We start from the raw sequence: 24,647 nt of genomic DNA, 5'->3' as shown, positions 1-24,647 counted from the left end.
AGGCTTCAAACGTGAGCGAAACAGCAGACCAGCAGATCATTGGCACTCTCTTCGACCAGTTCGCCAAGGCCGAGTATCCCAAGCTCAAGAAGGACGATGCCTTCGAACGGTTCGCGGTCACCCAGGTTCTAAAACCCAGGGAGATCTCTACCGACGAGCTGGAAGCGGGCATCGTCGATGCGAGTGATGACGGTGGACTGGACAGCTTCTATGTCTTTGTCAACGGTGCTCTCTTGGATGTCGACGACGCCCTGTTGGACCCCCAGAGCGAGGCCTTCAAGAGTCTTGCCAAGGGTCCTCATGTAGAGGTGGTTGTTGTTCAATCTAAGAACAAGAAGAGTTGGGAAGAGGCGGTCTGGGAGAAGTTGCTGTCGACATTGCCAGCCGTCCTGGACCTTCAGAAGAGCGACGCGGAGCTCGAGCAGCTCTACAACTCGAAGGTCGTCGAGCGGACGGGAATTCTTCGCCGCCTCCTCAAGAGCTTTGCGGTGAAGTTCCCCAAAGTTTCCCTCCGCATCTGCTATGTCACGAAGGCACCCGAAATCAATATTACTGGGTCAATCCACGCGCGAGCTGACCAAGTCTCGGAGACAGTCAAGAGTCGCTTGTCCGCGGGATCGAGCATATCTGTCGAGCACGTTGGCGCCGCCGGCCTATACGAGTTGACGTCTCAGGCCTACGGCGAGCCCGCCTCACTCACCTTCTTCGACCTCGTGAGATTGGAGTCGTCATACCTAGGCGTGGCCACCCTGGAGGACTACCTCGCTTTCGTTCGGAAGGACGATGGAACCTTGCGGGAGGAGTTGTTTGACGCGAACGTGCGGGACTTCGAGGGCGACAACATGGTCAACCGTGCTATCACTGAAACGCTAAGCACGTCAGACAATGTCGAGTTTTGGTGGCTCAACAACGGGGTCACCGTTTTGGGTGACGAGGTGAGTGGACCGCAGAAGTCTCTGACAATCTCGCGACCACTCATAGTCAACGGCCTCCAGACATCACACGTGCTGCACCGGGCAGAGGTCGATGGCGGGGTCGCACCCCAGCGCTTGGCAAATTCCATAGTCGTGCGCGTCATCGTGTCGACGGACGAGAATGTGCGCGACCGGGTGATTGCTGGAACCAACCGACAGACCCCCGTACCTGGTCCTGCCCTTTTCGCCACTGACCCGAAGCAGATTCGGCTTGAAGCCTTCCTCAAAACAAAAGGCTTCTACTACGAGCGTCGAAAGAATCGATACAAGAATCTGGGCAAGCCGGCAAACAAGCGGATATCGATGAGCATGCTGGCGCAGGCTATGATCACGGTGCTTCTGGGCACCCCAGACGCGGCTCGCGCGCGCCCCTCTTCGATCCTCACGCGGAAGGGAGGTTACGAGTCCATCTTCGCCGAGGACCTTGACCTAGATGTGTACGTACGGGCTCTGCAGTTGCTGGAGCACGTGGACACCTTCCTAAAGAGTTCTGACGCGAAGGCGATTCTGGACGAACAGACGAACGCAAGGTTCTACGTTCTTGCTGGTTACGTCATGCTTCGGCTTCGAACTCGACAGTTCGGGCGCGTCAACTTTGATAAGAGTTTTGCTCAACTTGGCGGCCCGGCGGATCTGGCGGCATTGATGGATTCGCTTGTTGTCCTCGAGCGCACCGCCAAGCGGTTTCAGCGAGCAAACCCCGAGATGTCGCGCGACTCGGTCTTCAAGAGTGGGGACTTCAGGGATAAGTATTTCGCAGCTGTCGGCCGCAGCATCGCGAAGGCAAAGAACGCCTCAAAGTGAGGTCACAGCCCGTCGGCGGTCCTTGAAGGACGTAAGAGGTCGGGGATGCGCATGATCCCTGCGTCCGGTCGCCGCATCGATCCCTGGAACCCACCAAGTCGACGTGCTAGCCACGAGCGGGTCGCGGATGCGAGTTTGGGGCCGGATCGCCATGTCGACGGAGCGACATATCCCGCACAATGGATGCGTGGCACAGCGTGGATCCGAGGCAGCGCATGACGATCAGGTGGCTGCCATGATCGGCACCACCGCAGAAGCGGTCTTGAATGCCGCTGTGGCGTATCCACCGCTCGAACGCCCCGAGCTCATCGAAGCTGCCCTCGACTTGGGCAAGGTCTGTCGATTGCAAGCAAAGGGTGCGCGGATCCTCGTGTATCGCGATGATGGGCAGGTCAAGGCCGTGGCCACAGAACTTGCTCATGCGGGCTATCGACGCCGGTACAAGTCCTACGTTGGGTCGGACGTCAACGACGTCGTCGGGCAGCTGCAGCGCGCTTACAAGGACTCCTGAACTCTCGCGCGGCCGAGAACGGCGCGCCCAGCGCTGCGGAGCGGCGGCTTGATAGCCAAGAGCCAGAACCAGCAGAGCAGGGTCTGAAGGTCCGCGAATCGCACGTACACCCGGTCGGACAGCGGGAGATTGCGGATGTGTGTTAGATCCCCTTGTCGTGTGGCGCGGATGTCCGCTTAGCCCCTCGCGGGATTCGGAGGCCGTTCGACGGGGTGACCCTCGAGTCGAGTTGCCTCAGCCTGGGACGTGTCCCCGAGCGCCAGTGGGCGCCACTCTTCTCGAGTCTGTAGAGCGTGTTAGGTACCGACGGAGGTTGGCTGGACGGGCTGCCCCCTGGATCTGGAGCGCCGTGGTCGTTGACTTGGAGGCCTAGTGCAGCGCACGGCTGCTCAGCCCGTCCGGCGCGTTAGCACCGAGTGGGCCGACCCGTCATGAGTGGCGGCCGGCCGCCAGCCGGGGCTGGGGCCAGCGGGCGCTAGAGCTTGAAGCGAAGGCGCACACTGTTGCCGACGAAGCGAAACTTCGCACGGTTGTCGCGCGTGAACGGGTTAGGAAGCATTAGGACGCGCGGTTGGGCTGACAGTGCGTCCTCAACGATCAGCAAGCGCCAGCGGTTGGCCTGGGAGCCGCGCACGAACTCCTGAGCACGGTTGACCTCGGTCTCGCCCAGTTCGATCATGCCGGCGTCGCCAGACGTCGCCTTGACCTCGTACATGACCGAGCCGCCCTTGCGCGGTACCTCGAAGTCGAAGCCGAGACTGTCGTTCCCCTGCAGGCCCTTGAAGACGTGCGAGACGTTGCTCGACTTCCAGCATGTCTCGTCCACGATCGAGTGGCGGTCTTTGGCCTGGAGCCAGTGGAAGGCAGTCATCTCTCCGATGAGGCCAATGGCGCGCTTTTGGGGATCGGAGAGTCGCGACACGGTCGATGTCGTAGATGGACCGCCCTCGGAGCGCCCCTTCCGCTTGGCCGAGTCGCCCATGATCTTCAGATCCGCAGCGCGGTAGGGCGTGTTCAGACTGGCCGGCCCCGTGTCGAGGTTTTCGCGCACCATCGCGACGAGATCGGACATGGAGGCGTCGAGGTCGACGACCTGTCCGTGGACCGAGAGCTGGTGGTCGGCTCGCACCTTGGCCGCCTGGGCCTTCTGCTGCTCGGTTACAGCTGCGTCGAGGTCGCTCTCATCGAGGCCGAGACCCGCTGGGTCATCCGTGGCGGGCATCGCGTCCGGCCACAGGTCCAAGATCGCCAACCACTCGATCAGGTCGTGGGTCGCCAACACCGTGAAGTCTAGAGCGCCGACCTGATCGAGGGCGGTGAAAGCGGATTCGGCGAAAGCGTCGCCGACCGCGGCTGGAGGTGTGTCGCGGTTCTTGCGCGACCACGCCGTGATGAGGCGCTCCAGGGCCAGCAGGCGCTCACGCAGCGTCCGGCTGGTGCTCTCGCGAAGGTCGGAGGCAGAGGTCAGCGTGGACTGGGCCGGGGGCACCCCGAACTGGTCGGTTAGTTGCTGGTTGATCCAGATGTCGATCCTCGTCTCGCCGACCTCGTCGTACGTGGTGCCCCAGGACGGGTCGGGCCGGAGAAACGTAAGGGTTCGGATCGCGGGCCAGTCAGTCTGGGGATGCTTGGCGGTGAAACTGGGCAGTCGGCTGTGTCGTATCCAGTCGAGGATCTCGCCTCGGCGCTGGCTGCGGCGCAGGTTGAATTCCTCGAGCTGCGCGACGGAATTGTCGATCGGGCGCGACGCGGGAAAGTGCTCCGCCAGGGTCTGGTTGAAAGTCACCAAGTCGATGCCCAGCTGCCGGCGAAGCGCATCGGCACTTGCACAGTCCACAGCCTTCGCCATGAGGTCGTAGGCCGCCGCGTGACTTGAGCACAAGCCTTCCAACGCAGAAGCGAGAGCGTCACGGGTCGTCACGATCTCTGGATGAAGCTCTGCCAGAGCATCGGGACCCCACATCGCGACCGCGATTGGCTGGAGCCGGGTAAGGACTCCAGCGGTAGACCCATAGACCAAGCCTTCGGTCTCACTGACCAAGTGCTCGGGCACTCCCAGGATCTCGGCGATCTCGGCAATGTCAGGCCGGAAGATCGTCGCGCCGGGCCCGCTCGCGATCTTGCTCAGGTTCAAAGAGAGCTCAGCGGTGAAGCGTGTCTGGCCAAGGAGCTCCAGCGCCGCCTCGGCCACCTTCTCGAGCTGTTCCCATGTCAGCGGTGTGGCCAACTGCTGCACTAGCAGTGTCGCGGGGGTGCCTGCGAGCGGCAGAACTCCATGAAGACGCGCTGGCAGTGGCTCTTGGGTATTGGCAGTCGCGACGCGGATCTCGCCGCATCGCACGAGGCGAATTCGCGCCAGATCGTCCATCACGCTCTCGAGGTTCCGTCCGATGCGAGGGCCCGAACGAGGGAAGCGCATCGTGCACGCGAGCACGAGCGAGAGCCAAGGGATCTCCGCGCAGAGTCTCTCGTCGGTCTCGGCCGCTTCCCACGCTGTGCCGTCAGCCAGGACTTCGAGGGTCCAGTCAGTCGCCACCTCGGCGTTCTGGTTCCAGTGCGGTCTCAAAACCGTGTCTGCGATCTCACGAAGCCGCTCGACGTCGACGGTCTCGACGTTGAGCACGGGCGATCCGAGTTCGCGGACCAGTCTGGTCGTCGCTGACTGGTCGCTGTTGGAGACCACAAAGACCCGCTCGTCGCTGGCACTGGCAGGTGCAAGGAACTCGATGCGTCCCGCACGCTCGACCAAGAGTCCGTTCTCTACGGTTGGACGGAACTTGGCGGTCGGGCGGCCGAGCTGCTCCCATGCCCGCGCAAGGGTCGAACGGAAGTGGTCTGAGGAGGTCTCGGCGACCTCGCCCGCCTCGAAGAGGACGGTGAGGTGATCCACGAGATCGGCGGCATCAGCGGGGTCTCCCCAGACCTGCATCTGGATCTGGGTTAGGGCAAGTCGCGCGTTCGGCAGTCTGTCGATCGCTTGGCGAACGGGGGAGGCGACCAGCGGCGAGTAGGCAGCGGCAACCTGGTTCTCGACCGTGACGTACCAGCTCTGCATGGGAGACAAGAACTCCCACGACTCATCGTGGCGACCGTTCGGCACCCAGTCGCTGTGACGGAGGAAAGCGGCCAGCGGAGTCGGCACGTTGCTGTCAACTCCGCCTTTGGCGTTGCGTCGCCAGGTTGACGACAGATGTTGCGGCTTGATCGTCGACAGCGTTCGGACCACCGCTTGCGCGTATGCGGCGCGTTGGCGCCGAGGAAGCAAACCGATCTCGTGCTGACCCATGAGCCAGTACACGGCGTCGGTGGTGGTGAAGCGGGTGTCAGGGTGATTGGAGTTCGCGATGTCGCCGATGCCGAGGGCCCACTGCTCCAGGACCCCAGCGGGAATGGCGCTCGGTGGGTTCGACTCGCTGAGGGTCGTGGCGCTTAGGTACCGCCCGTTGAAGGCACGTCCGTCGCTGGTTTCAAGGATGGGCAGCGACGTTTTCACTCCCAGAACGGTCAAGAAGTCGCGCCAACGTTGAGCGTCGTCGACAGGACTGATGGCGACGAACTCACTGGGTGCTGCAACGAGCAATGCCTTCAGGGCAGAGAGATCGGGAGTCATAGCAGACGCGGCATTAGCAAGGATCGAGAGTTCTGTGGCGCAGGTGACCGGCCAGGGGTGACCGAAGCGCGCCTGCGAGGCGCGGATCCACTCTCCGCTCTGGGTCGGCACTTGCAGGCCGACACTAAGGAGCTCGCGCGCGTGGCGTTCGGTATCACCCGCGAAGAGGCGGAAGGCAAAGCCGAGCGCGTCACGCTTCGAGGAGTCTGACGTCACGGTCTCCATGACCTGGCCCAGCAACGGCAGCAGGCGCTCCGTCCGGAAAGCCTGCACGAGTCGCGCGTTCTCCAGGAAGTCTCGACCGGGTCGTCGGCTCGGTCCCTGATACCAGTCGATGTCGGAGTGCATGAAGACGATGCGCTCGCGCAGTGAGCGTGGCGGACGGAAGTCGAGCATGGCCGCGCCTGTCTTGGCATTCAGGGCTACCAAGGTGTCGTCGGAAGTGTCGTCGCGGGCATCTGGGGACCCCGAGCCGCTCGCGGCTTGGGGTGAGAAGAAGACGGAGCGCCGTCGCCGCCGGCGGGCACCGGTGGCGGACGGATCTGGTGCCGTATTGCAGTCGGCCAGTGTGCCGTCGGTCGAGAGGAGGATGCGGCGCCCAGCAAGTTCCTTCGCGCCGAGCGCGAAGATCGTACTGAGGTCGTCGTAGAACATCGGCCACACCTCGACAGGCTCGCCGCGGCGTACCATCGCGCTGGCCTGGGCCTCGACCCAGTCTGCCAGCTCAGTCGGGCTCGGCTCGACACTGACGCCGATCTGCTTGGCAAAGGAGGCCAGTCGCACCTGCCGATCGGCCGAAATGCGTTGGGCATCGACGATGGCCGCGTTGCTGTCAGCCGTGATACTGCCGCCTGTCACGACTACGGTGTCGGGCCAGCGCCACACCCGCGCCGTGCTCAGCGGCGTCCATCGTCCGCGTAGGTCCGGGACTCGGACGACGTCGAAGAGCGGCTGCCCACAGGTTTGGGTGGAGACCTGCTCAAGGATGTCGACCGCCTCCCTCCAGGCGAGCAGATCCGTGACAGTGTCGGCATCGCCGTCGCTGGCGGTAATGACGCCGGCAGCCTCTAGGCACAGCTCGGCGAGACTCGTCAGTAGCAGCTTGTTGACCGGCTGCTCACGGTTGAGTCCTACCCGGGCGAAGTCCGTGATGAAAGGCGCATTGATGTGACCGGCTATCGGCGAGGTGGCGTCGTCACCCATCGGCAGGTAGGTGTAGGCGTGCCCGTCGGAAACGCTCGTATTGTCACCGACCGCGACGCTGACATGTGCGGGGCTGTCCCACGTGAGCCATCGCTCGTCCAAGGCGCCCTCTTCGACCGACTCCCTAAGCGCTGCCTGGAGGCGAGCTGGCACGACGGCCTTGGTGAATAGGCGGAACGTGTGCTGGCCATCCAGGACGACACGGTCGTAGGGGAGCGCGGCTGGGGGGTCGGCTGACAGGCGTTCCGGATGCCCGGCTGCCTCGGTCGGAGCAGCGTCGAGTACCCGGCGCGTCAGGACCGTCGGCTTCTCGGACGATGTCGTCTGGATCGAAAGTTTCTCGATACGTTCGAGGAAGAGCATGATCGGGATGGACGGTGTCAGGAGGCGATCGATGCGCTCCTTAATCTCCCGGGCTGCCCGCGCGTCGATCGCCGGGAGGCGAAGCACCGTGACGTAGCCCTGTTCGCGTAGGGCCTGGACCTCCGGCGGGATGGCGTCGAGAGGCATCGTCAGCATGCTGAGCGACAGCTTGTCCGCCACCTGTGCGGCTCGAGCCTCATCGTTGTTCAGCAGACTGACCAAGTCTGTGTGGGTGCCGAAGCGGAACGAGAACCCATTGAAGCCGGGATCGTCCGCGTCGAGTGCGCTGTACACCTCGGGCACCGCGCAGATCTGGAACACACTCTTGAAGCCGACACCCTTGTTGCCGATGCCGACACCGATGGGCTTGTCGCTTTCGCCGAGCGAAGCCATGCGCTCGAAGTTGCTGGCAGAGAGGGGCTGACCGCCGTTGGCCACGTAGAGCACGCCGTGCCGGTTCTCACCCGTCGCGTTGCCGCTGCCGTCACTTTCGTGGAAGTGGATGGCGAGGCGTCCGCCACGCGTGCCCTCGGGGTGAGCGTCGTAGCCGTTCTGGATAAGCTCGTGCAGGAAGCGCCCGCGGTACTCCTTGATGGTGTGGACGATCATCTGCTTGACCATCCGCGAGAATCCGATCTTATCCTCGAGGACCCCATCGACTACGTCACGAGCTCGCGTCGCGATGGCTTCGGCAGGGGTGGTCATACGCCTTGTCTAGCGCACGAGGGCGACCGGCGTGGGCGGAAGTGCGCCCACAGCATTCGACCGCTCGGTATCCCAGGCGCGACGGATTAACTCTTAGCGGATGCCTTCGCAGCGCGTCCGAGGCGCGTGTACCGAGCCATCGCCTGAAAGCCGTGGAAGCCCACCTCCCCACAGACTGGCGTCGACGACGACGCCGGCCCCGGTAAGGCGTCTTGCGTAGTCGACGGTCTTGTCTGAGACGGTGTTGCGGTGCCGCAGTTACCTCACTGGGGAGACGGCCACAGTCGGGTCGCCTAGGCCCCGCCGGTCTGACAGCAGGCCTTCTCGATGATGGCTGTCAGTCGCACGGACCCTCTCAACGTGCGGAAATCAACAGATCCGCGGCCCACTTGCGCGTCAATCTGGAGCCGAGGTGTTGCATGCCCATCGGTATGGGGTGGTCGTTGGCGTCATCTGTCCTCATGCATGCCCGGCCGGAGGGTAGGGCCCTGCATCGCGCCTGCTGTCACGGTAGATCATGGATGGCGCCTGCGTGATCCAGAGCCACGGGTGGGGAGCGCCACTCGCGCTCGCGACTCCTTGTCGCGGCACATTCGTCCTGTCTGACTTGGGTTGCCGAAAGGTCGGCGCTGCTGGTCTCGACTATGCGTCGGAGCACGTCGGCCGGCTCGGCATGGTCAAGGCCGCCGTGTTGGGTGGTGTGGTCGGAGTCGGTGGTGATCTCGACATACAGCTGGTTGGTGTCTCTGCCTCTGGTCGCCATCACGTACAGCGGCTCCAGGGTCGTCGAGGCGTTGAGGTAGGCGTGTGCGGTGTCGACGGTTCGGCCTTGGGCGCGGTGAGCGGTGGATGCGTATCCCAGTTCGACGTGTTCGCGCACGTAGTCGGCGGGAAGGACCACGGTCGCCCCGCCGCTGGACCGGGTCACGCGCAGGGAGCAGTCATCGCGAACTTGGCGCACGATCCAGTGGTCTCCGTTCTTGACCCAGCCGTGGCCGGTGGTCAGGGCGCGCTGGTTGAGCCTGGTCACGATGACGTCGCCGACGCCGGCGACGGTCCCGTCCGCGATCCCCACCCCGTGGGCGGTCACCTGTCCTGAACTGACGCGGTGGGCGCGGGCGCGGGCGTTGAGGTCGGCCACGGTCTGGGTGTCAGCGGCGAGCATGAGCGAGGACCTGCCGGCCTTGGTGTCGGTGCGCCAGGCGTCGAAGATCAGGTCGAGCATGTCCTCGCGCGCCCCGGACTCGACCCTTTCGTGGGCCAGGTAGGTGTCGGCGATGTCGGGGTTTCCGAGCCGCAGTTGCAGGGAGGCGTCGCGTTCCCACTCGTGGGCGAAGCGGTGAACCTCGTGCAGGGTGGGGGCGTCGGGGCCGCGCTCGTCGGCGAGGAGCTTGAACGCGCCCCCGGCCTGCACCGGCGACAGCTGGGCCCAGTCGCCGACGAGCAGCACCTTCGCCCCGACCTGGCGGGCGTGGGCGGTGATGTGGTCCAGGTCCTTGGTGGCGGCCAAGGAGGCTTCGTCGACGATGACCAGCTGCCCCCTTGCCAGGGACCAGCGCCGGTAGGCCGCGTACTCGGCTTTGGCGCGCTCCTCTAGCCGCCGCGTGGCCAGGCTCGGGTAGGCGCCAGCCAGCTTCGCGGCATACCCCTCCAACGCCTTGCGCCGCTCGGAGGTGCGCTGGTTCTCGGCGATCCACTTCGCCGTGTTCTCCGTGGGCACTCCGACCGCGTCGGCGAGCACCTCGGCGGCCGCAGCGGACGGGGCGAGCCCGACCACGGACCCGACCCCGTGGTCGGCCTCCCACGCCGCCCGGACGATCGCCATCGTCGTGGACTTGCCGGTCCCGGCCGGCCCGACCAGCACGTCAAGGCACCGCCCGGAGGTGATGATGGCAGCCACCGCGGTCGCCTGCTCGGAAGCCAGTACGTGGCCCATCCCGGGTGCGAGCATCCGCCCCAGCTGGGCGGCGACGTACTGGCCCACGGCAGCGCCGTCGGTGGCGCGCCCCGCCTCGAGGAGCCGGGCCTCGGCGTCGAGGATCTCCTGGCTGGCGTAGACCTCGCTGTTCCTGGCCCGCAGCCGCGATGTGCCGTCCGTGCGACGCAGCTGTTGCGGCAGCAGGTCCTGCTCCGGCGGCGTGAGCATCACCGATCTCTGCGTGGCCAGGGTCGCGACGCGCTCGCTGACCGCGACCCGGTCGGCGGGGCTGGCGAACCGAACGCCGGCCAGCTGGCGGTGGGTTTCGGCGAGCAGGTTGGCCCGAGTGAACGTGGACCGCGCCTCCGCAACCGTGTCGGCCACCACAGAGGCGAGGTCGCGCAGCATCCCCTCCTCCAGGCCCCCTGCGGTCACCAGGCGTGCGGATTGCCGACCCGCCAGACCGGAGACCCACCCCTCCTGCTGCTCGACTCCAACGAACGACGCGGCCCGCTCCCGCCATCCGTTGATGAGCTCGTTTAACGCTTTGATGTCCTTGTCCGGGCGGGTGGCGAGCGTGGCCTGCTGGCGCAGCTTGAGGATCTCCGGCGCCAACGGGGCCCGACCATGGGCGGCCACGAACTCCTGCACGAGGTGGTCCTTGGCGGACTCGATCGCGCTGGACCGTTGCGAGAACTCCTCACGCAGCTCGGCTGCTACGCCGTCAACCTCCCACTTCGGCACCGGGGAGCGGCGCCGCGCCTCCGGCGTCCATAGCCAGCCTAGGTCGCGGGTCAGCTCGTCGGCGAGCAGGCCGTTGTACAGCTCGGACATGCCCACCGCGGCCCGAAACAGGGCTTTGGAGTCCAACGTCCGCCACGCGCCATCGGACACTGCTTGGGCGCGGTTGAGGACCACGACATGGGTGTGCAGCTGCGGGTCCCCCGCGCGGGAGTCCCAGTGGTCGAAGGCGGCTGCCACGATGCCCCGCACGTCCTCGGAGACGGCGCCAGCGTGACCGGTTCGCGTGGCGAACACCTGCGCCTCGCCATAGGCGATCACCGCTTCCAACGCCCGCCGGTGCGCAGCGTGGATCCGTGCCCGGGTCGGCGCCTCCGCCAACGCCCATGCCACCGACACGCTCTTGGGCACCGAGAAGGTCAGGTCGAACCCAGCGACGCTCTTGGGCGCCCTTCGGACCCGCCCGAGGTGGTCGACGAACACCATCTGCTTGCCCCGCGGCGGGCGCCCGAGCGGATCCCCGGTGACCGGGTCCTGCAGCATCCCCAACATCCGGAACAGGCCTTCTTCCGACACCGCTAACCCCGCTGGCACGCCGCGTCCGCCGTCGAGCCCAGCCAGCCCCGCGCCCAGAAACCGTCCCGGCGGAGTGCCCTTGGCGGCGTAGTACGCCGTCAGGCTCGACGCCGGGCCGGCAGCGTCCATCCGCGCGACCGAAGACATCAAATAGCGATACCCAGCACCCAGCGTCATCCGGCGGATCGACATCGTCACAGTCGGACAACGGCGCCGCGGGGGCACCATCGACGACCACCCCTGACCACCTTGGTGCCAGACGTGTGGAGCGGGGTGGTGGTTGTGAAGGCGAGGGGGCGACGGGCGAGGGTCAGGATGGCCCGGGGCCGGCGATGGGAGGGAGCTAGGAGTGGGGCCGGGGCGGCGGTAGTGGGGTGAGGGAGGGATGGCGAGGATGGGGGGCGGAAGGGGGCCTGCCTGGTCAGTGACACGACTCTCGGGGGTCCGCCGGGCCGGTGTGCTCGCGGTAGCTCACCCAGGCGCCTCCACTGGCGCGGTCAGTCGTCGAGCCCGAGAGCCGACTCGTAGTCACGCCCACCGTGGAAGACGCCGACGATCATCAGCCGTTCCCCAGACACGGCGAACGCGATGACCGTTCGCTTCCTGTAGCTCGTCGTGCGCAGGCCCGGTCTGATGTCGTCTCGCGCAGACCCTCTGGTCGGGAAGACCGCCAGACCCTCGCAGTAGTCGAGGAGCTCTTCCACGTAGCGTCCGGCAACGTTGGGCGTCGCTCGGCTCGCGATGTAGTCATACAGCTCGCCGAGCTGCGTTTCGGCCTCGGGCGCAAAGACGACTCGCAGACTCACCGGCCAGCGTCTCGGGCCGAGAGCCTCTCTCGCAGGTCCTCGCCCGTGATCCCACGCGATGGGTCGGCGACCAAGGCGTCGTAAGCCGTGGCCACCTCGTCCTGGAGCCACGCCTCCACCGCGGCGTCACGGGCGAACAGGGTACGCAGCCCGTCCCGAATCACTTCGCTCTCACTGGCGTACTGACCCGAGCGCACGCGTTCCGCCAACGTGTCCGCCATCTCGTTGGGAAGCGTAATGCTCAGTTGTCGAGTCGTCCTCATGACCCACCTCCGAATAGGACTCAATCCTACTCGGTTCGCTTCCGGTCGCATGGTGCCCCCACAGCGCCGTTGTCCACACAACAGCAACGAAGGATGGCCATGCAGAAACCACCGGGATCAAATGAGGCTGTAGCCCACGAGCATGAAGGGAGCATCACCATGAACGAGGCCCGCGACAACGACGTCCGCGCGCCGGTCCTGCTGTGTCCGGATGAGGCGGCGGCGTGGTGCCACATCAGCGTGGGAACGCTGAACCACCTGCGATATCACGGGCGGTTCGCTCCGGCGATCAGGATCGGCAAGCGCTGCTTCTGGACGCCAAAGGACCTACTGGCGTGGTTGGAGTCGCAGAAGGAACCGGCGTGATCGTCAAGACGAGGTACGGAACGTGGCGAGTCCAGGTGAAGTACCGCAGTGTCGTGGTGGCGGACCGATCGTTCGAGCGCAAGGGCGACGCAATTCGCTGGGAGATGGAGCAGAAGCGGCTCCTCCTCTCGGGCGAGTTCGTCTCTCCCGCAGCGGGAAAGGTCACCGTGCGGGAGTTGGCCGACGAGTTCAGGGAGTCTCGAAAGGGGCAGGTGTCTGTCCGGGCGTGGGAGTCGGACGAAAGTGCCCTACGCGTCCACATCGTCCCTGCGTTTGGCCGGCTCCCGATCTCGTCGGTCTCGTCCATCCAGGTGGAGCGGTTCCTGACCGATCTGGCGGTGTCGCGTTCGGTGCGCACGGCGGCTCGGGTCCGGACAACCCTTCGCGGCCTGTTCCGGTATGCGGTGCGCACCCGCCGTCTCCAGGTGTCGCCCGCCGAGAACGTGCCTTTGCCGCACCCCGACTCAAGGACAGGCGAGGTCGTCGAGGTGGCTCCCTTCCCGCTGGACGTCCTGCTCGATGTCGTCGAGACGCAGCGTGGCCTTGCGGGCCGCTACGCCGACATCACATTGGTGCTCGCGCTGACCGGTGTTCGCTTCGGCGAGCTGCGCGGTCTGCGGGTGCGAGACCTGGTGTCGGTGCCGTACGCAGGGTTATTGGTGAAGCGGTCTGTCCCACAGTCCGGGAGGACGGGAGCCGTCATCGAGCGGGCGACGACGAAGAGTGGGCGCTCTCGACTGGTCCCGCTGACCGACATGGCGCGACCGGTGGTGGAGTCCTGGGCGGAGGGTCGCGATCCCGACGACCTGCTGTTCCCGGCTCCGGAGGGCGGCTATATCCATTCGCAGAACTGGCGGCGCTCGGTGCGTTGGTCGACGACTGGGCTGGGGCGGCGTCCGCACGACTTGCGGCACACCGCTGCCAGCCTCTGGATCGCGGCCGGTGTCGACATCAAGACCGTGTCATCGTGGCTCGGTCACTCGACGGCCAAGTTGACCCTCGACACATACGGCCACCTGATGGGGACCGACGCTGACAGGGCTGCTCTAGATCGTGTGAATCGGGCGATGGCTGGGGCGACTCCACGTCAAGGGTTGCGCGCAGGTCCGTCAAGTGACGAGGGCTAGTGGTCGAGGTGACCGTTGACGTGGTGGTTTACGTGAGGGTCGGTTTCGAGGATGAAGTCGACGACGGTCCAGAAGTCAGAAATTCGCGGGTGCGCCAAGGCTTCCTGGCGTCCCAGCTTCGTCCCCCAGGTCGGCCCGTCCTCGTACGGAATCGCCGCCTGCACCGCTGTTGCGGCGGGCTCGCGGCTGCTGTCGACGGGCCCGACTCGGGCGCCAAAGGTGGTGCGGTGATCGTCTGCGGCGCCTTCGAACGTCCCAAGGATGACGTCAATCCATGCCTCGAACTCTCCCCCGTGTTGGTGCAGCGCGGCGAACGCGATCGCGTATGGCCCGTCACTGTCCAGGACGAAGTTCTTGGTCAGGGTGAATTGGGCCCCGCAGTCCGAGCACTGCTCCTCCGAGACCGTCGGTGGGCCGTCCAAAGTCAGGTTCACGACGGCATTCTGCATGTGTCGGGTACGGATCAGGTACGGATCGAGCCTGACAGCGAGAAACGATCGGCGGCCGCGGATCGCACAAAGGGCATCTGACCTGCGGAAACGTGGTGGTGCCCTCGGGCAGATTCGAACTGCCGACACCCGCTTTAGGAGAGCGGTGCTCTATCCCCTGAGCTACGAGGGCGGGGTATGGCTGCACCCTCGCTGGCAGGGCTCATCGAGACCTGAGGCGCTGGAGGCCACGCGTGAGGAAGGGTAGCCCACCGCTGCGCGTGCTCGGGTGGCGGATAGACCACTCACGCACCGACAGCGTCCACCAAGCCCGCGTTTCGGTCTATCGGCAAGCCAGGCCACGGTCTTTGACCCATCGGCAGGCCGCGCCACGTTGGTTGACCCAACGGCATACGTCCAGGGACTGGTCATGAATATCGGTGACAAACGGCGCGGTTGACGCCTCAAGAATCACCAGCCCCAGTCGAACGTCAAGAAACGACAAATAGTCCACGCATCCGCAGGACATCGGATCATGCTGGGGGTCATCGACGGATCGGACGGGACGCCGACCCCGATCCACTTCTGAGCCGGGGGCTGTCGTGGGGCCCTCACTCACTCCTGCCATTTCTCATGTCTTGCCACGGAGAGGGACCACTAATGCGTATTACCAAACGGGCCGCCATCATCGCTGTCGCCGCCGTTGTCGGCCTCGGAGTTTCTGGGGGCACGGCCTATGCCGCCGGCCTCATCCCGGGTTCCGACGGAGTCATCCACGCCTGCTACAACAAGACCAACGGCAACCTCCGGGTCGTCGCAGCCGGCACCAAGTGCCGCAACCCCGAGAAGACCCTCGCCTGGAACCAGACCGGACCCGCGGGCCCCACCGGCGCAACCGGGGCAACGGGCGCTACCGGTGCGACCGGGGCGACCGGCGCAACGGGCGCGACCGGTCCTCAGGGACCCGCTGGCAAGGACGCCCCGAAGACGTTTGCCGGTGAGTTCAAGGGAGACACCCTCGCACTCTGGTCCGGCACGGGTGCCTTCACGGTGACCGACATCGGCGCGGGCGCGTGGCGGATCACCATCCCGGCGGGGACCTTCCCCACGGGGACCGGTGTTGGCAACGGCTGCCCGATCCCGTTGGTCCAGGCGCTGGTGCCCGGTGGCGCGATGGTCATCGACCAGAACCTCTGCGGGCCGCTGACAGCCAATAACGGCAGTGTCATCCTCGACGTGCACAGCGCCGATGGCAGCGACAACCACTACGTGAGCTTCGTGGTGACCGCCGTCGGCTGAGGCTCAACCGACAGGCAACACACTGATCGGCTCTCGGGCACTTGCCCGGGAGCCGATCCTTTGTGGAGCCTGCGTCCAGTGGAGCCTGCGTCAGCACGCGTCACAGGTGGTCATCCGCGCGACGTCAGACGCGCTTCCGGTCGCCCTGCGCGTCGACCACCGGACCCCCTGCCACGTCGGCCGCTCGGACCACCAGCGGGACCACCAGTGCGAGCGGCGCTCGAGCCGTTTCGCGAGCGCCAGCTCGTAGGCCATCGCCCGCGCCGGGCGGTAGGCCTCCTTGGCCGCCCGGCGGTGCTCCTCGAGCAGAAGCGTTGTCAGCTCAGACATCTCATCTCCTTGGTTGGGTGCCAAGGAGAGTGACCCCGGGGCCTTCCTGCGACCTTCCGCGGCCTTGCGCCGATGCCCATGTCGCCGGAAGGTCCGCGAAAGGTGCCGTTCCTACCGTCTCTCCTCTCATCAACAAACGGGCCCGCCGACGGGCCCACCGGAGGAGAAACACCATGAGCAACACGGCATACGCAACGCGGGCTCCCCTCAACGGTGTCGACGTGGCAACGCTTTTCGCCACCCTCGACGCGATCAAGGGACAGAACGACATCGCGACGTTCCAGTTCCGCGCCGAGAACACCTGGCTGACCGGCGCCCACAGCCAGTCGAGGATCCACGGCTTCTACGGCGCCGGCCAGGAGCTGACGCACAAGAGCGAGACGGTCCTCGACGCCGACCACCCCGTCGTCCTCACCGGCACCGACAACGCCCCGACCCCGGTGGAGTACCTCCTCCACGCGCTCGCGGGCTGCCTCACGGCGGGGATCGCCAACATCGCCGCCGCCAGAGGAGTGACCCTCACCAAGGTGAGCTCGACCGTGGAGGGCGACATCGACCTGCTCGGGATCCTGGGGCTGTCCGACGGCTCCGTCCGCAACGGCTACCAGGGCATCCGCGTCACCTTCCACATCGAGGGTGACGCCGACGACGAGACGCTGCGCGGCATCGTCGAGCAGTCGCGCCGCCGCTCCGCCGTCTTCGACGCCCTCACCAACCCCACGCCCGTCACCGTCTCCGTCGTGACCGGCTGAGCCAGACCCCGGGATCGCCCCGGGCCGGCGATCCCGGCCCGGGGCGCGACCAGAAGGAGCACCACCATGTCCGCCATCGACACCGTCGTCATCGGTGCCGGCCACGCAGGTCTGGCCGTCAGCCGCCTGCTCGCCCTCGAGGGGCGCGACCACGTCGTCCTCGACCGCGGCCGCGTCGCCGAGAGCTGGCGCAGCGCCCGCTGGGACTCCCTGCACCTGCTCACCCCGAACTGGATGGCCCGCCTCCCCGGGTGGGTCCACGTCGGCCCCGACTCCGACGGTTTCATGAGCGCCTCCCAGTTCGTGCGCTACCTCGAGAGGTATGCCGCGAGCTTCGGTGCGCCCGTCCTGTCCGGTGTGCGCGTGGTGGAGGTGAGCGCCGCCGGCGAGGGCTACCGCGTCGTCACGGACTCCGCGACCTGGCTGGCTCGTCACGTCGTCGTGGCCACCGGACCCGGCGGGCAGCCGCGCATCCCCGCTGCGGTGGAGGGTCTGGACGCTGGCGTTCACCTGACCACCGCGGCTGACTACCGCAACCCCCGTCAGCTCCCCAATGGCGGAGTGCTGGTCGTGGGGGCATCGGCCTCCGGCGTCCAGATCGCCGACGAGCTGGCTGCTGCCGGCCGCGACGTCGTGGTGGCCGTGGGTCGGCACAACCGCATGCCGCGCCGCTACCGCGGCATGGACATCTACTGGTGGCTGGAGCGCACCGGTCGCACCGCGCGCACGATCGACGAGGTCCCCGACCCCGACGCCGCGCGACGCGAACCGTCCATGCAGCTCGTCGGGCGCCGGGGCCACCAGAGTGGCCCCCGCGACCTCGACCTGGGCACCCTGCAGGCCCGAGGAGTCCGGCTCGCCGGTCACCTCGTGGAGGCGCACGGGCAGAAGGTGAGCTTCGCGGCCGACCTGCTCGACTCGGTCGGGAGCGCGGACAACCGGATGCACCGGTTCCTCGACGTCGTCGACCGGCACATCGAGGAGAGCGGCCTGGTCAGCGAGGTCTGGCCGGCGGAGCGTCCACGAACCGTTGCGCTGCAAGGCAATCCGACAGCGCTCGACCTCGCAGCGGAGGGGATCGGCACGGTCCTGCTCGCCACCGGCTACTCGCAGAGCCACCCCTGGCTGAAGCTGCCCATCACCGCGCCCGACGGCTCGATCCGTCAGCAGGGCGGTCGCACCGAGGCTCCGGGCGTCTACGTCGTCGGGCAGCGGTTCCAGCACCGGCGGGACTCGGGCATGGTCGACGGCGCGAGGCACGACGCAGCCCTGGTGGTGTCCGACCTCGTGGGAGCGGGTGCGGGCGCTGTTGCGGGCGCTGGCGCTGGGGCCAGTGCCTCGTCCGGATCGGCCGAGGGCCCCGAAGCCCTCGACGAGCGGCTCGAGGGGTGGGCGTCATGAAGACCTACGACGCCGTGGTCGTGGGCGCCCGCGTGGCGGGTGCCTCGACCGCGCTGCTGCTCGCCAGGGCGGGCGCGAGGGTGCTGCTGCTCGAACGCGCGCCCTACGGCTCCGACACCCTGTCGACGCACGGCCTGATGCGCGCCGGGGTGCTGCAGCTGTCGAGGTGGGGCCTCCTCGACGAGGTCGTCGCAGCCGGAACGCCCCCGGTGACCCGCACGCTCTTCCACTACCCGGACGCCGCCCCCGTCCGGATCTCGATCCGCGCCACCCAGGGCGTGACCGCCCTCTACGCCCCCCGCCGCCAGGTGCTCGACCGGATCCTCGTCGACGCCGCCGCGCAGGCAGGAGCCGAGGTGTGGCACGGAGTCACCGTGACGGAGGTGCTCACCGACTCGGGTGGGAGGGTGACGGGAGTGCGCGGCGTCGACGCCGCGAACGGCACGTTCACGGCATACGGGAAAATGACGATCGGTGCCGACGGGATCAGGTCGACGGTGGCCACCGCCGTGGACGCGCCCTTCGAGCGGCGCTCGAAGGCACGCGGCGCGGTGCTCTACGGCTACTTCGACGGACTGCCGACGGAGGGGTACGAGTGGGCGTACGGCCGGAGGACCGCGGCGGGGCTCATCCCGACCAACGACGGGCAGACCAACGTCTTCGTGGGCACCTCCCCGGAGCGGCTGCGGCAGATCCGTCGAAGCGGTCCCGACGCAGCCTTCACCGAGCTGTTCGACGCGGCGGCGCCGCGACTGCGGCGCAGGTTGCGGGCCGCGACGAGGGACGGTCGGCTGCACGGCTGGTCCGGTCAGCACGGCCACATCCGCGGGTCGCACGGCTCGGGCTGGGCCCTGGTCGGGGACGCCGGCTACTTCCGGGACCCCATCACCACCCACGGGATGACCGACGCCCTGCGCGACGCGGAGCTGCTGGCTGACGCGCTGCTCTCGACGTGGGCGGGGGACCAGCCCGAGGCGATCGCGCTCGCGGGATACCAGGCGAGGCGCGACGCCCTGTCCTTGCAGCTGTTCGAGGTGAGCGACCGCATTGCGGGGTACGACTGGGGTGCCACCGAGATCCAGCAGCTGCTGCGCGAGGTCAGCTCGGCCATGAGCGACGAGGTCAGCCTGCTGCAGTCGCTGCCGCCGCGGCCATCTCGCCCGGTTGACGCCGATTTGGGTGCACTTGTGTTGGCTGACATGCCCGGCGCAGGTGGCTAGCGTTGAAGGCCATCTCCTGGAGATCGGCACCGGCCATGGACGCGCGAATCAGCCTCCTCGGAGGGTTCTCTGTATCCGTCGACGGCTCCGTGGTCACCGACCAGCAATGGGGCCGCCGCAATGCCAGCACGCTCGTCAAGGTGCTTGCCCTGGCCAAGGGACGGCGGCTGCACCGCGAACAGGTCATCGACGCCCTCTGGCCCGACCTGCCGGCGGACCTCGCCGGGGCCCGGCTCCACCAGGCCGCGCACTACGCGCGGCGGGCGCTGGGAGAGGCTGCGGGAGCCGCGGGGAGGGGCGTCGTCCTGAGCCATGACTTCGTCGAGCTCCTGCCGGACGGCGAGGTCTCCGTCGACGCCGTCGACTTCCGGGGCGCCGCCGAAGCCGCCCTCGCCGGACGGGACGCCGAGGCTGCCGCGGCGGCTCTCGAGCTGCGCGCCGGGGTCCTGCTCCCCGACGACGTGTACGAGACGTGGGCCCAGGACCACCGCGAGTCGCTCGAGCAGCTGCACCGCGAGCTGCTGCGCCTGACCGGGCGGTGGGAGGACCTGCTGGAGACCGACCCCGCCGACGAGCAGGCCCACCTCGCGCTGGCGCGGTCCCTCGCCGACCGGGGTGACCTCAGGGCGGCCATGCGTCAGCTCGAGCGGCTCGAGCTCACGCTGCGACGAGAGCTCGGGACCGCCCCGGGGGCCGAGGCCGAGTCCTTGCGCGCGGAGCTCGCCGCGCCGACGGCGCCACCAGGCACCGCGCCTGCCGGGAGCGAGCAGCGCCGTCTCGTCGGACGACGTGCGGTGGGTGACCTCCTGCGCGAACGGCTGACGACTGCCCAGGGCGGCCGCGGCGGCGCGATCCTGGTCACCGGACCGCCCGGCGTGGGCAAGTCCAGCGTGCTCGACCTGTCCGAGACCCTGGCCCGGAGGGCCGGCTGGCGGACCGCTCGGGGCACGGCTTCGGCGGTCGAGGGCCCGTGGCCCTACGCCCCGGTGCTCGAGGCGCTGGGCGACCTCTGCCGCCGGCACCCGGCGCTGCTGGACGGGCTCGACGACCGGTACCGCGAGGAGCTCGACCGAGCCCTGTCCGAGAGTCAGGTGACGTGGTCGGGGGAGAGCGCCCACCAGCGACTCTTCGTGGCGGCAGCCGAGCTGCTGCGGCTCGGAGCGGCGGGTCGCGGGCTGCTGCTCGTCGTCGACGACATCCACGAGGCCGACGAGGCGTCGCTGCGTCTCCTGCACTATCTCGCGCGCTGCGCCGTGACCGACCACGTGTTGCTGGTGCTGGCGCACCGCTCAGCCCACAACGCGGCCCTCGAGGAGGTCCACTCCAGCCTGGTCGCGCGGGGCATCGGCTCGCGGATCGAGGTCGCGCCCCTCCCCGAGTCGGCCACCCTGCGCCTGCTCCACGAGCGCTTCCCCGATCTCGACGAGGCCACCCAGCAACAGATCTGGGCCGTGAGCGGCGGCCTGCCCTTCACCGCCCTCGAGCTCGGCGCCGCCGCGGCCACCGGGCGCGAACCGGCGGCCATCGCGAGCCTGCCGCCGGACGCCCTGCATGCCCTGCAGCGGGCCGCGCTGCTCGGGTTGTCCTTCACCACCGACGAGTTCCTGGCGGTGGCCGGCGCCGACGAGGCGCGGGCCTACCAGCACCTCGAGACCGCCCAGGCCAGCCTGGTCATCGAGTGGTCCGAGACCGGCTACCAGTTCCGGCACGCCCTGGTGCGCGAGGCGGTCCTGGACGCCATGCCGCCGGCCGCGCAGAGCGCAGCCCGGGTCGAGGTGGCCCGCGAGCTGGCCCGGCTCGGCGCCCCGCCCGCCCGGATCGCTCACCAGTACCTCGCGGCCGGCCAGCCGCGACAGGCCATCCCCTACGTGCTCCCGGCTGTCGAGACCGCCGGAGCGCTGGGCGCCTACCGTGACGGGCTCAACCTCGTCGACGGCGTCCGGGAGTATGCCACCGGCGAGATGCTCGGGCACCTGATGGCTCGCCGCGGCGACCTGCTCACGGCGCTCGGGGACCCGGCCGCCGTGCCGAGCTATCGCGCCGCCGTGCCGCTCACCACCGGGGTGGAGCACCGACTGGTGCGCGCGCGACTGGCCCGCGCGGCGTGCTTTGCCAGCGACTTCGACACGGCCCGCTCCGCGCTCGCGGGCTTGGAGCTGCTGGGCGATGACGCCGACGGTCCCATCCTGCTGGCGAGGGGCAACCTGGCCTACTTCAGCGGCGACATCGACGGGGCGTGGGACCTGGCGGTCGAGGCCCGCGAGTCCCTGCTCACGCCCAAGGACCCGTGGCGCTACGTCGACCTCGTGGCGCTACAGGGACTGATCGCCCACCAGCGCGGCGAGTGGTTCGAGCGCTTCCGCATCGAGCTGCGACGCACCCTGTCCGACACGGGTCTGACCACCGCCCTCTTCGACGCCCACCTCTGCGTCGCCGAGTACCTCCTCTACGGCGGGATTCCCTACGCCGAGGTCATCGAGCTGGCCCGAGGGCTCCAGCGCCGCTCGCAGCAGTTCGGTGCGCTGCGCGGAGTGGCCTTCTCCACCGCCCTGATCGGGGAGGCCGCGCTGCTGATGGGTGACCTCGACCTCGCTGAACGCGAGCTGCAGGAGGCCGTCGACCTCCATCGCGACGCCGATGCGCCAGCGGGCGAGTCGCACGCGCTCCAGCGGCTGGCCGAGGTGCGGCTCGCCCAGGGGGACCGCCCCGAGGCCACCAGGTTGCTCAACCAGGCCCTCCCGCTGGCCCGGTGGTCGGTGATCGGTTCGCACCTGTTGCAGCGCATCCACGGGGCGATGGTGCTGGCCGCCCCCGACCCGGTCGCGGCCCGCATCGCCGTCGAGCGGGCCGAGGACAGCATGGGTGACTCGGACTTCTGTCCCTTCTGCACCGTGACGTTCGAGATCCCGGCCGCCATCGCCTGCGCGGACGCGGGCGACCTCACCGCTGCCGAACGCCATCTCGCGCTGGCCGAGCTGTCGGCCGCGAAGTGGGAGGGCACCGCCTGGCCGGCCGCCGTGAGGGAGGCGAAGGCCCACCTCGCCGCGGCTCGTGGCGACACCGCCGACGCGCTCAGCCTGCTCGCCGAAGCGGCCGAGCTCTTCGGAAGGGCTGGTCAGACGCTCGACGCCGCCCGCTGCTCCTCCGCGGCCAGCCTGCCGTTGACGCCGACGCCCGTCCCGTGACGCAGGCACCCGTCCCCTGATGGCGGCATCCGTCGCTATGCCGTGCCCCACGCTGAGGGGCACCGCATAGCCCCCTGAACCGACGCCCATCCGAGGACGCGCACAGCACCTGTCCGGTGACGTTCGCGACGCCTCGAGGTCGCACGTCACCGCCGTCTGGCTAGGTCCATCTCATCCAAATGGATGATGGCGCAGCCTTTCCACCTCCACCGAATGACGTGCGCTTCTAAGTTCAAGCCCGCAGTGTCGCGCCCGCGGCGCTCGTTCGGAGGATCCATGCGCAAGCCCATCGCCGTCCTCGGCGTCGTCCTCGCCCCGGCCGCCCTGGCCGCGGGTGTGGTCGCTGCGGCTCCGCAGACCGCGGACGGTGCCATCGTGACCTACAAGATGACGTACGCGTCGTTGCCGGACGGGTCGAAGCGGGTCGTTCGCTGGAACGGCTGCCAGACGGCGATCACCTACAAGGTGAACCTGGCGGCGGTGCCCAGTTCGCTGCGCTCCACCGTCCTCGCCGACACCAAGGCTGCGGTGGCGAAGGTCGCCGCGAGCACCTCCTTCGTCTTCAGCTACAAGGGGAGTACCACCGAGGTCCCCAAGGTCGGGTCGATGGCCTCGCAGTCCGCCGAGATCGTCATCGCCTTCACCACGCCGACCAAGACGAACTACTCGTTGGCCGGCTCCACGCTCGGCCAGGGCGGTCTCTACTACGGCTATGTCTCCCGCACGGTCAGCGGCAAGACGTCCTACACGGTGGCGGCACAGCGCGGGTTCGTCGTCATCGACACCCCACAGATGCTCCAGCAGACCAAGGGCGGCACCGGCACCGGACTGCGGCGCAGCAACCTGCTCTCCCACGAGCTCGGCCACGCCGTCGGGCTCCAGCACGTCAGCGACACCCGTCAGCAGATGTACCCCTCGATCCGGACGACCTCGCCCACGCTGTTCTACAGCGGCGACCGCGCCGGCCTGTACAAGGTGGGCAAGGCCTCGGGCTGCATCAACACGGCCTACATGCCGTTGAGGGACCTCGGCTAGCCGCACCACCAGCCCGGCACCACGCGTGCCCACGGACTGCCCGGCGTCACGACCGCCTGGCACACAGACTGCCCGTTCGCCCACCAGCGAGCGGGCAGTCGCTTTTGTATGCCGCGGGTTCGGCGCGGGCGCGCCGCCCGGCACTGACGCCCCGCGCTGACGCGACGCGCCCACGCGAGCGCGAGCGCGAACGACGGGTTCACGCGCGTCGGTATGGCTTATACACCATCACCGTCGAGCGGTGAGGGTTCTTTACCAAATGCAGACCCAACTGGGGGATTTCCAGTAGATCCAATGACCCTTTCAAGGGGCAGGTTGATCGATGTGCCGCCCTGAGGGGGTTCGACACGATCGAATCATCCCCACAGGGGCCACGCATCAAGCCGGCCACCGTCCCCGAACAGAGGAACCCCCCATGCAGTTCAACCGCAAGCGCGCCGCAGCCGTCGCCACGGGCGCAGCCCTCACCTTCATCGTCGGCGGGGTCGCCTTTGCCTACTGGAGCACCAGTGGCGCGGGCACCGGCTCGGCCGCCACCGGCACCGTCGTCGCGGTCAAGATCAACGCGACCAGCGCCGCCGTCACGGGCCTCTACCCGGGTGGCCCCGCGCACGACGTCTCCGGCAACTTCGACAACACGAACGCCGGCACCGTGTACATCAACCAGGTCACGGTCGCCGTGGCCCCTGGCTGGTCCAAGCAGGCCAACGCCCTCAAGCCCGCGTGCACCGCGAACGACTTCACCATCGTGGCGCCGGCAGCGACGGCCCACGAGATCGCGTCCGGCGCCGGCGTCGACGCCTGGGGCCCGGCCACCATCGCGATGAACAACCTGTCCACCAACCAGGACAACTGCAAGAACGTCACCGTCGACCTGGTCTTCGCCAGCAACTGATCGTGACGTCGAGCCCCTGAACCCCGTCCGGTGGTATCAACCCCCCCGATGCCACCGGGCGGCCAGGCCGGTCCTCGACTGCCAGCAGCACCACGCTCGACCCTTCGCCACCACCGCGCTCATCACCCGGGAGAC

The 24,647-nt window shown here is 67.8% G+C and carries 17 protein-coding genes and 1 tRNA gene; 11 read left to right on the top strand and 7 right to left on the bottom strand.

Going from position 1 to position 24,647, the window contains the following annotated elements; all coding sequences use genetic code 11:
• Window positions 1-11 precede the first annotated feature (11 nt).
• Both AC1DYG_RS13540 and AC1DYG_RS13535 read left to right on the top strand, forming a co-directional pair.
• Complete coding sequence (locus AC1DYG_RS13540; RefSeq protein WP_477640392.1) at window positions 12-1,778, top strand: AIPR family protein; 1,767 nt, start codon at window positions 12-14, stop codon at window positions 1,776-1,778.
• Window positions 1,779-1,965: 187 nt separating this feature from the next.
• Complete coding sequence (locus AC1DYG_RS13535) at window positions 1,966-2,289, top strand: hypothetical protein (protein ID WP_477640391.1); 324 nt, start codon at window positions 1,966-1,968, stop codon at window positions 2,287-2,289.
• A gap of 475 nt (window positions 2,290-2,764) precedes the next feature.
• Here the strand turns inward: AC1DYG_RS13535 and AC1DYG_RS13530 are convergent, their stop codons facing one another.
• From AC1DYG_RS13530 to AC1DYG_RS13515, 4 genes are all read right to left on the bottom strand, one after another.
• A complete protein-coding gene (locus AC1DYG_RS13530) occupies window positions 2,765-8,170 on the bottom strand; it encodes a sacsin N-terminal ATP-binding-like domain-containing protein (RefSeq protein ID WP_477640390.1) in 5,406 nt (1,801 codons plus the stop codon).
• Window positions 8,171-8,675: 505 nt separating this feature from the next.
• Window positions 8,676-11,597 carry a MobF family relaxase gene (gene mobF / locus AC1DYG_RS13525; protein WP_477640495.1) on the bottom strand — a complete coding sequence of 974 codons (2,922 nt, stop codon included), beginning with the start codon at window positions 11,595-11,597 and terminating at the stop codon, window positions 8,676-8,678.
• 305 nt (window positions 11,598-11,902) lie between these two features.
• Entirely contained in the window at window positions 11,903-12,211 is a 309-nt protein-coding gene (locus AC1DYG_RS13520; protein ID WP_477640389.1) for a type II toxin-antitoxin system RelE/ParE family toxin, read from the bottom strand.
• Entirely contained in the window at window positions 12,208-12,474 is a 267-nt protein-coding gene (locus tag AC1DYG_RS13515; RefSeq protein WP_477640388.1) for a ribbon-helix-helix domain-containing protein, read from the bottom strand. The genes AC1DYG_RS13520 and AC1DYG_RS13515 overlap by 4 nt, the downstream gene beginning before the upstream one ends.
• A gap of 159 nt (window positions 12,475-12,633) precedes the next feature.
• Here AC1DYG_RS13515 and AC1DYG_RS13510 point away from each other — a divergent pair, with 159 nt between their 5' ends.
• Window positions 12,634-12,840: a helix-turn-helix transcriptional regulator gene (locus tag AC1DYG_RS13510; RefSeq protein WP_477640387.1), complete on the top strand. Its 207-nt coding sequence runs from the start codon at window positions 12,634-12,636 to the stop codon at window positions 12,838-12,840.
• Window positions 12,837-13,967, top strand: coding sequence for a tyrosine-type recombinase/integrase (locus AC1DYG_RS13505; protein ID WP_477640386.1), 1,131 nt, complete (start codon window positions 12,837-12,839; stop codon window positions 13,965-13,967). Before AC1DYG_RS13510 ends, AC1DYG_RS13505 begins: the two co-directional genes overlap by 4 nt.
• Here the strand turns inward: AC1DYG_RS13505 and AC1DYG_RS13500 are convergent.
• Together AC1DYG_RS13500 and AC1DYG_RS13495 are read right to left on the bottom strand one after the other, a co-directional pair.
• On the bottom strand, window positions 13,964-14,416 hold the full coding sequence (locus tag AC1DYG_RS13500) for a hypothetical protein (RefSeq protein WP_477640385.1): 453 nt from the start codon (window positions 14,414-14,416) through the stop codon (window positions 13,964-13,966). The two genes, AC1DYG_RS13505 and AC1DYG_RS13500, sit on opposite strands and share 4 nt — an antisense overlap.
• A 96-nt stretch (window positions 14,417-14,512) precedes the next feature.
• Window positions 14,513-14,588: transfer RNA gene (locus AC1DYG_RS13495), tRNA-Arg, on the bottom strand.
• 467 nt (window positions 14,589-15,055) lie between these two features.
• Between AC1DYG_RS13495 and AC1DYG_RS13490 the strand changes: the two genes are divergently transcribed.
• Window positions 15,056-15,694 carry a hypothetical protein gene (locus tag AC1DYG_RS13490; RefSeq protein WP_477640384.1) on the top strand — a complete coding sequence of 213 codons (639 nt, stop codon included), beginning with the start codon at window positions 15,056-15,058 and terminating at the stop codon, window positions 15,692-15,694.
• 90 nt (window positions 15,695-15,784) lie between these two features.
• Here the strand turns inward: AC1DYG_RS13490 and AC1DYG_RS13485 are convergent, their stop codons facing one another.
• The gene (locus tag AC1DYG_RS13485; RefSeq protein ID WP_477640383.1) at window positions 15,785-16,024 is read right to left on the bottom strand and encodes a hypothetical protein; all 240 of its coding nucleotides are present in this window, start codon (window positions 16,022-16,024) and stop codon (window positions 15,785-15,787) included.
• Between the two features lie 173 nt (window positions 16,025-16,197).
• On the opposite strand from AC1DYG_RS13485, the gene AC1DYG_RS13480 reads away from it, so the two are divergent.
• From AC1DYG_RS13480 to AC1DYG_RS13455, 6 genes are all read left to right on the top strand, one after another.
• On the top strand, window positions 16,198-16,776 hold the full coding sequence (locus AC1DYG_RS13480) for an OsmC family protein (RefSeq protein ID WP_477640382.1): 579 nt from the start codon (window positions 16,198-16,200) through the stop codon (window positions 16,774-16,776).
• A gap of 66 nt (window positions 16,777-16,842) precedes the next feature.
• The gene (locus tag AC1DYG_RS13475) at window positions 16,843-18,177 is read left to right on the top strand and encodes an NAD(P)-binding domain-containing protein (protein WP_477640381.1); all 1,335 of its coding nucleotides are present in this window, start codon (window positions 16,843-16,845) and stop codon (window positions 18,175-18,177) included.
• Window positions 18,174-19,397, top strand: a complete 1,224-nt coding sequence (locus AC1DYG_RS13470; protein ID WP_477640380.1) for an NAD(P)/FAD-dependent oxidoreductase — start codon at window positions 18,174-18,176, stop codon at window positions 19,395-19,397. The genes AC1DYG_RS13475 and AC1DYG_RS13470 overlap by 4 nt, the downstream gene beginning before the upstream one ends.
• 35 nt (window positions 19,398-19,432) lie before the next feature.
• Window positions 19,433-22,582 carry an ATP-binding protein gene (locus AC1DYG_RS13465; RefSeq protein WP_477640379.1) on the top strand — a complete coding sequence of 1,050 codons (3,150 nt, stop codon included), beginning with the start codon at window positions 19,433-19,435 and terminating at the stop codon, window positions 22,580-22,582.
• 276 nt (window positions 22,583-22,858) lie between these two features.
• Window positions 22,859-23,617, top strand: coding sequence for a matrixin family metalloprotease (locus tag AC1DYG_RS13460; protein WP_477640378.1), 759 nt, complete (start codon window positions 22,859-22,861; stop codon window positions 23,615-23,617).
• Window positions 23,618-24,032: 415 nt separating this feature from the next.
• The gene (locus tag AC1DYG_RS13455) at window positions 24,033-24,512 is read left to right on the top strand and encodes a TasA family protein (RefSeq protein WP_477640377.1); all 480 of its coding nucleotides are present in this window, start codon (window positions 24,033-24,035) and stop codon (window positions 24,510-24,512) included.
• Window positions 24,513-24,647: the final 135 nt, after the last annotated feature.

It is taken from the genome of Pedococcus sp. P1_H8 (genome assembly GCF_056405175.1).
Note: the sequence above shows the minus strand (reverse complement) of the source record. Positions and strands in the feature narration are given on the sequence as shown.

What these genes read in the sequence shown, in the direction of transcription:
- AC1DYG_RS13530 (WP_477640390.1), bottom strand. Translation starts at nt 8,170, where the DNA reads ATGACCACCCCTGCCGAAGCCATCGCGACGCGAGCTCGTGACGTAGTC.
- mobF (WP_477640495.1), bottom strand. Translation starts at nt 11,597, where the DNA reads ATGTCGATCCGCCGGATGACGCTGGGTGCTGGGTATCGCTATTTGATG.
- AC1DYG_RS13515 (WP_477640388.1), bottom strand. Translation starts at nt 12,474, where the DNA reads ATGAGGACGACTCGACAACTGAGCATTACGCTTCCCAACGAGATGGCG.
- AC1DYG_RS13510 (WP_477640387.1), top strand. Translation starts at nt 12,634, where the DNA reads ATGAACGAGGCCCGCGACAACGACGTCCGCGCGCCGGTCCTGCTGTGT.
- AC1DYG_RS13500 (WP_477640385.1), bottom strand. Translation starts at nt 14,416, where the DNA reads ATGCAGAATGCCGTCGTGAACCTGACTTTGGACGGCCCACCGACGGTC.
- AC1DYG_RS13490 (WP_477640384.1), top strand. Translation starts at nt 15,056, where the DNA reads ATGCGTATTACCAAACGGGCCGCCATCATCGCTGTCGCCGCCGTTGTC.
- AC1DYG_RS13485 (WP_477640383.1), bottom strand. Translation starts at nt 16,024, where the DNA reads ATGTCTGAGCTGACAACGCTTCTGCTCGAGGAGCACCGCCGGGCGGCC.
- AC1DYG_RS13480 (WP_477640382.1), top strand. Translation starts at nt 16,198, where the DNA reads ATGAGCAACACGGCATACGCAACGCGGGCTCCCCTCAACGGTGTCGAC.
- AC1DYG_RS13475 (WP_477640381.1), top strand. Translation starts at nt 16,843, where the DNA reads ATGTCCGCCATCGACACCGTCGTCATCGGTGCCGGCCACGCAGGTCTG.
- AC1DYG_RS13470 (WP_477640380.1), top strand. Translation starts at nt 18,174, where the DNA reads ATGAAGACCTACGACGCCGTGGTCGTGGGCGCCCGCGTGGCGGGTGCC.
- AC1DYG_RS13465 (WP_477640379.1), top strand. Translation starts at nt 19,433, where the DNA reads ATGGACGCGCGAATCAGCCTCCTCGGAGGGTTCTCTGTATCCGTCGAC.
- AC1DYG_RS13460 (WP_477640378.1), top strand. Translation starts at nt 22,859, where the DNA reads ATGCGCAAGCCCATCGCCGTCCTCGGCGTCGTCCTCGCCCCGGCCGCC.
- AC1DYG_RS13455 (WP_477640377.1), top strand. Translation starts at nt 24,033, where the DNA reads ATGCAGTTCAACCGCAAGCGCGCCGCAGCCGTCGCCACGGGCGCAGCC.